The sequence below is a fragment of the Wolbachia endosymbiont of Drosophila nikananu genome, assembly GCF_028981865.1.
GTDB classification, from domain to species: domain Bacteria; phylum Pseudomonadota; class Alphaproteobacteria; order Rickettsiales; family Anaplasmataceae; genus Wolbachia; species Wolbachia pipientis_B.
Genome location: NZ_JAPQLL010000033.1, coordinates 1 through 8,011, shown reverse-complemented (window position 1 = coordinate 8,011; position 8,011 = coordinate 1). Strand labels below are relative to the sequence as shown.

Below are 8,011 nucleotides of genomic sequence, written 5' to 3'. Positions count from 1 at the left end.
AGACCTGCTGCGAAAAGGTATATACTAATTTCAGGGTGAATTAGGCTAAAATAGCAGCAGGCTAAAACCCATGCCTCAAATTCACCAAACCTTCAATAATATTAAATCTCATGTTATATTTTTTCTGAAAGTTACGGTAAACGTGCGACAAAATCTTGAATATTTTCAATTCTCGTATCTTATTTTCGACCCTCATCCTAAATGATGCCAACTCTCGGTTGTGCTCCTTTTGCTCCTCAGTTAGTGGCTTCTTTCGGTATTTTTTGTATGGTATCACAACGTTACTTTGCAATTTTTCCATCCCTGATAGCCAGAATCGGCATGCTTTATACTGTCTGTAGGCAGCAATTTCTCCTGTTTTCTTATCCGAAAATCGTGAATTCTCCCACGGTGAGATCTTGAAACCGATAAAATTTGCCCTCTTTCTTCGATCACAATTTCTGTTTTCATCGTGTGCACTTTTTTCTTGCCAGAGTAACTTTTCTTCCGTTTTCTGCTTTCTTTTGGCTGCTGTATCTGCTGCTCTGTAACATCTGCCAGTATCTTCAAAATCCTCTCTGGCGTTAGGGTTCTGTCCTTTTTTATAGTAATTTTTTTTGCCAACAGTGGCTCCATTTTCTTCAAAAGTCGGCAAATATTCGCATTATGTAAGTTGAAAAGGCAGCCTAAAAATCTGTGGGTTATGTAGGTCCGATAATACAAAATTACGCACAACATTTTATCTTCCAGTGTCGGTAAATTAGCAATTCTTCCGTGGCGCTTTTTCTGTCTTTCAAGCTTTTCCCACTCTGGACGGACTTTTTCCAAGATTTTTTCGAATTCTTCTATTTTCAATCCCGTTACATCTCGAAAATTTCTCGGGTGTTTACTTACTTTATGGTAATTCAGACTCATTTTCCCTCACTTTTTATTTCTCTTTTTCATACTTTACCATCTTTTACACTATTTTGCAGCAAGTCTTTAGTAATCCATACCACAAGCAGATACGTTTAAAAACCTGCATAACTCCTGTATTTTATAGCAGTTTTTATGCTCTTTTATAAAAGAATATTTTACTCCTTTTGGTTGGCCAGGGCTTTTTTTTAAATGTCTCTTTCTCTAGTTACTTTTGCTAATTCTTTCTTTAAATCAAACCTTTCTTTATCATAAGGTGCTAACTTTCCTTTACCTGGAAATGCATCTGTCCCAGACATTTTCTCATTATATTTTCTTACCCACTTACTTAATAAATATACCCAAATCTCTTGCTATTTCTGCTGATGGTTGACCTGTTTCTTTTACCAGTCTTGTTGTATATTCTCTTCTTTTTGTCATATCATACCTCTTTGAAAAAACGTTCATTTTACTTCAAAAACGTCTTCTCTACTTTTTCTGGGTAAGGTCACTAAAATGGTAAGTTTTAAAAGTTCACACCTAAAATAGGTATGTTTGAGACCACCAAACTCATGGCATCCATTTCCTGGTCTTTTAAGGTGCTTTACAGCAGGGTTGATAAAAGGACGTAAATAGAGAATGCTATTCTAAGATGATCTCTGACAGCCGTTTAAAACTTAAAAAAATAAAAAACTTGAACATTCCTTCAGAATTGTGTATAATTATTAATGCTTTTTAGGTTGATTTCTTATGGCTCTTTCAAAGTTCCTTGATCCCAAAAATGATATATCTTTTCGCCGTATCTTTGGTACTGAAAAAAATAAAGATATTCTTATTCACTTCCTCAATGATATCCTTGGCTTCACTGATAAAAATGAAATAAAGGATATAGAGTTTTTAAGTACTATTCAAGACCCTGAGATTGCTTCTAAAAAACAAAGTATTGTTGATGTTCTTTGTAGAGATGAAAATGGGCTGCAAGTGATAGTCGAAATGCAGGTCGCTAAAACAAAAGGCTTTGAGAAACGTGCCCAATATTATGCTGCTAAAGCGTACTCAAGACAGGCTGACAAAGGTGATCAATATCATGACCTTAAAGAGATTATCTTTATTGCTATAGCAGATTGTATCCTGTTTCCAGATAAGGCTGAGTATAAATCAAAGCATACTATTCGAGACGAAGATACTAACGAACATGATCTAAAAGACTTTTATTTTATATTTATTGAACTGCCAAAATTTCCAAAAACCAAACAGGATCAGCTTTCAAACATAGTTGAAAAATGGGTTTACTTTTTTCGATATGCAGATGAAACTAGTGAAGAAGAGCTAGAAAAGATAATAGGAAGTGATTTAATAATCAAAAAAGCATATGAAGAGCTAAATAGATTCAACTGGTCAGAAAAAGAATTTATAGCCTACGAACAAGAGATAAAGCGTATTCTTGATGAACATGCTGTCCTCGCTCAAAAACTCGATGATGCTACTGAAAAAGGCAGACTAGAAGGCATCCTCATCGGTCATCAAAAAGGCAGAGCGGAAGGTAGGGAAGAGGGCGAACAACAGGCTAAAATTGCTGTGGCAAAGAATTCACTTAAGGCGGGTGTTTCTATTGATGTTATTGCTGAAATAACAGGGTTTTCTGTTGATTATATTAAGAAAATTCAAGAAAAGAAGTTTTAGCCATAACGTTTTTTTATTAAACCCTCTATTCTAGTAATTTTAATATTGCAATCCATTCTAATGTCTGTACAATACCTTTTTTATATAAATACTTAACAAGAGGGGTTAATGCCAACACAGGAAGAGCTTCGGGCTACGATGTCCAAAAAATTACAGGAAGCTATTGAATATCCAGATCCAACAGTTGCTGCTGGGAGGAAGTCAGCTATCAAGAGATGGGTGGGAGTCCTTCAGGATAACTTTATGGAGCACATAAAATACTTTAAGGGTGATAAGCTGAAGTTCTTGCACAATGTATTCCAAGATGAAGGTTGCTGGTCAGGTGTAAGGTTGGATAATGCTGCTTTAGGTCAAAGGTTTACTGAAGAAAAAATAGAGGAAATCGATAATCCACTTCGCAAATATGAGATGGCTTGTAGTTACTGTGTAGTAGATAAAATTCATCCACTCTTTCAAAAAGCATTTGAATCCTACAAAAATGGATTTTCTTCTGATGAACTTGATAGTAGAGGTAATCCTATAACTGATGAGTACATACGAAACTCGCTTTTGGGTGGCATTCGAAGGAAAGGTCCTGTATTTGATTTCTGGATCGATAGAGAATCTGGGGAATTAAAGCAGTATGATGCAGTAGAAGGTTTTGACAGTGCTGTAAAACTTAAGTGGAGTGAAGGGGTAGAGTATTTTTATAATCATTTAAAAGAAGAAGATAAGGAAAAGAAGCTTACAGAAGCTATTCTTGCTCTTTCTCGTCCTCAATCTGTTGAGAAAGACGCTCCTATTTTAGATTTTTGTGTAAGGAATATAGGTGATAAAGATACTCTTTTACAGAAATTGCTGCAGAAAGATAAGGGAGTATATTCCCTTCTTGCTGAATTAATAGAGTCATGTTTTTTTGATACGGTTCATGATTTGGTACAGTGCTGGTGTTATAAAGGCGTTTCAGAACGTGGAGATCATTCAGAGAAAATATTCTCACAAGATGAGTATGACCTCCTCCTTTACTCACTTTCAAATGTAATGTTGAAAAATCCTGAGTCAAGTGTTCAAGCTAGATCTCTTATTATGAAGATTTGGAAATGTGAACGCTTTACTGAATACAGAGAGACCTCTGTTAATACTTCTAATTATACAGTTCCTATAAAGAGTGTACTTGGGGGATTAATCATTAATTGGAAACGAGAAGATATTTGTAAGCCCGATAGGGAAATAGAGAAAGAAAAAATATTAGATATAATATCATTTACTAAAAGTTGCTTTCCTGAAAAGTTTGAACTTTTTAAAGAAGATGTTTGTAAGTCCGATAGGGAAATAGAGAAAGAAGAAATATTAGATATAATATCATTTGCTAAAAGTTGCTTTCCTGAAAAGTTTGAACTTTTTAAAGAAGTCATGGTAGAAAACCTTAGATTATGTGGTAGAGAAGGAATGGAAGAAAGTATAAACTACGATGATTTGGCGAAAGAATTGCTTTCTGAGTTAGAGAAAACAACTTTACCTCCTGGAGGTGATGGTCCTAGGTATGATTTACGGACACGATCTAAAGCTCATGGCAGTAAGAAAACAACTTTGCCAGTTGATGATAGTCCGCAGTCTGAGCTTGGAACTCCTAGTGTAAGTGGTGTTTCTTCTTATAAGAAAAAAAGCATCTTTACGCTTAGTGGTAATAAGTAATCCACTTATGAACTCTTGGTATTTCTGGTCGTAGTAAATAAGGGGTATTTTGTATGAGTAATGGTGATGGGCTTATTAGGAGTTTAGTGGATGGAGATCTTGATGGTTTTAGACAAGAGTTTGAATCCTTTTTAGATCAATGTCCATCTTTCTTGTATCATGTAGGTACAGGACGTTTCCTTCCTGTATTCTTTTTTAGTATGTTTGCTACTGCTCATGATGCAGGCATTTTGAATACAGATGAGAAAGTCTATTTTCGTTTTGATAATCATGGTATTGATACAGGTGGTAGAAATAGAAATACAGGAAACCTAAAAGTTGTTATTTTAACTCGTAATCGTGACGGACAGCAAGTTGTCAGGTGTTACAGCATTTCTGATCGTCCTAATAGTGATGGGTTAAGATTTAGTGAAAGGGAGAAAGATTCTCTAGTACAAGAAATTATACAGCAAAATCAAGGTTTAAGGGAAGAAGACCTAAGTTTTGAGCAGTACAAAGTATGTATGCATGGGAAAGGCAGGAGTCAGGGAGAGGCAATTGCAACAGTATTCGAGGTGATTCGTGAAAAAGATTCTCAAGGTAGAGATAGATTTGCTAAATATTCAGCGTCTGAGATTAGCCTTCTGAGGCATATAGAACGCAATAGGCTTAGGGGGATTAATGCGCCTGCGCCACGCAGTGTGTTGACAGTTAAGGAAATAGGAAGTATACGACTCAATCAAGATCAGAGAGTACAGCTTGGTCATTTGGTCAATTTTGTGCAAGCTGCACCAGGTCAGCAAGGGATTTTCAATTTTATGGAAGTGCTAGCAAGTAACCAAAGAATAAATGTAGAACGTGGAATAAATGAAGGAATTTTGCCATACATAACTCGAATCTATCGTAATTACCTAGGCAGCCTACAAAATGACATTCAAAATCGCAGTCAAAAGTTTGAGAGTTACGGGTTTTTATTAGGTTTCTTAGCAAATTTTAGTCATCGCTACACAATAGGCATCGATCTTGACTTATCTCCTAGAAACTCACATGTTGCTTTTCTTGTACGTCATCAAGAAGAAAGAGGAAATGTTCCTATTGTCATTAATATTGCTACAGGAGCAACATTGTCCAGTACCGCATTAGACTGTGCCAGAGGTCACGCTAAAAGATTATATGTTTCTTCATTTATACCTATTCATACCACATCAGAGCATACTGTTTGTTTTGGATTAAATTTTGATTTAAATCGAATTCCTTTTAGGGTTGATACGGTAGGGCTTCAACAGGATAGATTTCCTTTAGTACAAAGATTATTTGAGTGTTTGGAGAATGAAGAAATTAGAGAAAATATTAGAGATTTCTTACTTCAACATCTTCCTGCTGAAATACCAAGAAATGCAGAGAATTATAACAGAATATTTGATTGTATAACTGGTTTTACTTTTGGGAGTAGTGCTTTTGCTAGAGAGTATTTAGAGCTGGAAGAAGGAGAAGATCGAGTACGTGTAAGAAAGTATATATTTAGATACGGTGATGGAGATTTAAGAAGACATACTTTAACTATGGTCTTTTATGCTCAGGGTTATAATATAGTTACACTTCATATTAGAGCTCACGATGCGCAACAGCAAGAAGCTATCGATTTACAAGCTCTTAATGTTAATAGAAATAATGTTCATATATGGGAAGTTTCATGCACACTTAATGACCAATTTGAGCTAGATATTGATCAACCAAATGACCTTGGTTTATATCACGATTACCAAAATAATAATGCAAATAATTTTCTTGCTGGTGATCTTATACAAGTGCCTAATGTTGAAAATGTACATGGTATTTCAGAAAGGGTTATGAACGATGGCTGGAAAAATGTAGGTCAGCATAGAGAACTATTTCAAGAGATCTCTGGAATATTGATGCCACTTAGGGACGCAATAAATGTTAATAGTGAGGGTAAGTTTCGTTCTATACTACATGGTACATTTTATGCTAGTGATAATCCTTATAAAGTGCTTGCTATGTATAAAGTTGGTCAAACATATAGTTTGAAAAGGGGGCAGGAAGAAGAAGGAGAAAGGGTAATACTCACAAGAATTACAGAACAGACATTAGACCTTTTATTATTAAGACAACCTACAGAGAATGATCTAGATACTCATCCAATTGGATATATATTAAGATTTGCTGGTAATGTAGAAGAAGTAGCACAAAAGGAGAATAACGCAAAAGATCGAATAAAAGAACTTATGAACAAGCAAAGAGGATATTTGCTTATTACTTCTGGAAATGAGGCGGTTTTATTTCCTCTTATATTTAATGCAGGTGCAGGGAGAGTAGAAGGTCTGATATCTATTCCAGAAGGAATAGGAAGAGAAGAGTATGTACATAAACTTGATCGTGGTGGTCGTGACTTAAGATCAGGAGGACTAGTGGGCCCTGAAAGTGTTATTGATGAAAATCCACCAGAGGGTCTATTATCAGATCAGACTCGTGAAAATTTAATAAATTATATTCGAGAAAATCCCGGACGGAACCAGATTTTACCGTTTGATCTAGGTGATAATCGATGTGTTAGTATTACTACCTTCGAAGGTAGTATACAACAACTCCTAGAAATACTAAGGTCAAGAATAATGGGAGGTGATAATGCCATTCCTACAGCACAAGGAATAAGAAGACAAATAAGAGATATTCTTGGAAATCAAGGGATAGAAGTAAATGATCTACTTACACTAGAATTTGCAACGAGAAATGGACATTATGATTACTGGCTTCAACAAATTGATATAGCTCATGCTGGAAGATTGCAATATCAGCTTCGTACTGAAGGTAATCACACTTTTGAAGCAGCTAATTTGGCAAGGAATGACGGTAACGAGCACATTGTTAGAGTATTAAATCAATTTAGGGAAAATGAAGAACAACAGCGTTTAACTTTAATCATTACTTTAAATAATACTCATTGGGTTACACTAGTGATTGAACGTCAAAATGGGAACTATGTTGGGTACTATGCTGATTCAACTGCTACTGCTGTTCCAGGTGGTATTACCGATATCATTCAAAATAACTTAGGAAATAATATCAGGATTAATAATGTTTCTGTTCGTCAGCAAACAGATGGTTGGAATTGTGGTTTATGGGCATTAGAAAATGCTAAGGATATTAATCGAGTCCTAAATGAAAATCCTGGAGAACAAGTTCAGAATGTTGTAAATATTATGCGTGACTTTCTCGAAAGAAACCACCCAAACAGAGATAGAAATTACTTTCAGAACATAAGAGTGGGCATTTCACAATTATTCAGGAATGATCCGGGATTTCAAGATGTGCAATTGCAAGCATACATTCAAAATAGAGAACAAATTGATCCATTATTACGTACTTATCTAGAATTAGGATATCACAGAGTGGGAGGAGGGTGTGGACCAGTAGAAGCACCTATATCGCTTAGTGTTAGTGATTCCAGTAATTTTGGTGGCCTGCCACAGTCGAGCTTAGAAAGTCCTGAAGCTAGTGTGTTTCTGACCTTAGCAAAGGTAAAGGCGGTAGGTAGAGGTAATCGGTAGATGAAAGGAGTGTAACAAAAACCTTATGCATCAAGTAGAGATTGTGAGCAAATTTAAAGAAGTTAAGGTGGGTAACCTGTTTTTTTCTACTTGTAGCAATGTTTCAAAAAGTATATGTGTCGAGTTGGGTAAAGTTGAAGGAGGTTCTTAAATGAACAGCTATTAATTTAGTAGTATACAACATTAATAAATTTAAACAACGCAACCATTTCCAGCAACCAAAACCAGCAAGC

At 35.5% G+C, this 8,011-nt stretch carries 3 protein-coding genes and 2 pseudogenes; 3 read left to right on the top strand and 2 right to left on the bottom strand.

Features of this window, described 5'->3' with window-relative positions:
• Positions 1–61: 61 nt before the first annotated feature.
• Both OZD67_RS02120 and OZD67_RS06500 read right to left on the bottom strand, forming a co-directional pair.
• Positions 62–894, bottom strand: a pseudogene (locus OZD67_RS02120) (transposase family protein).
• A gap of 78 nt (positions 895–972) precedes the next feature.
• Positions 973–1,314, bottom strand: a pseudogene (locus OZD67_RS06500) (IS3 family transposase); the annotation flags it as partial.
• A gap of 309 nt (positions 1,315–1,623) precedes the next feature.
• Here OZD67_RS06500 and OZD67_RS02115 point away from each other — a divergent pair.
• From OZD67_RS02115 to OZD67_RS02105, 3 genes are all read left to right on the top strand, one after another.
• Positions 1,624–2,556, top strand: coding sequence for an Rpn family recombination-promoting nuclease/putative transposase (locus tag OZD67_RS02115; RefSeq protein ID WP_182183371.1), 933 nt, complete (start codon positions 1,624–1,626; stop codon positions 2,554–2,556).
• A gap of 138 nt (positions 2,557–2,694) precedes the next feature.
• Positions 2,695–4,230: a cytoplasmic incompatibility factor CifA gene (locus OZD67_RS02110; RefSeq protein ID WP_274999665.1), complete on the top strand. Its 1,536-nt coding sequence runs from the start codon at positions 2,695–2,697 to the stop codon at positions 4,228–4,230.
• Between the two features lie 53 nt (positions 4,231–4,283).
• Positions 4,284–7,778, top strand: coding sequence for a cytoplasmic incompatibility factor CifB (locus tag OZD67_RS02105; protein WP_182183945.1), 3,495 nt, complete (start codon positions 4,284–4,286; stop codon positions 7,776–7,778).
• The last annotated feature ends 233 nt before the right edge of the window (positions 7,779–8,011 follow it).

Bases quoted from the DNA above. Each gene is read 5' to 3' on its own strand.
- OZD67_RS02115 (WP_182183371.1), top strand. From the start codon at position 1,624: ATGGCTCTTTCAAAGTTCCTTGATCCCAAAAATGATATATCTTTTCGC.
- OZD67_RS02105 (WP_182183945.1), top strand. From the start codon at position 4,284: ATGAGTAATGGTGATGGGCTTATTAGGAGTTTAGTGGATGGAGATCTT.
- OZD67_RS02110 (WP_274999665.1), top strand. From the start codon at position 2,695: ATGTCCAAAAAATTACAGGAAGCTATTGAATATCCAGATCCAACAGTT.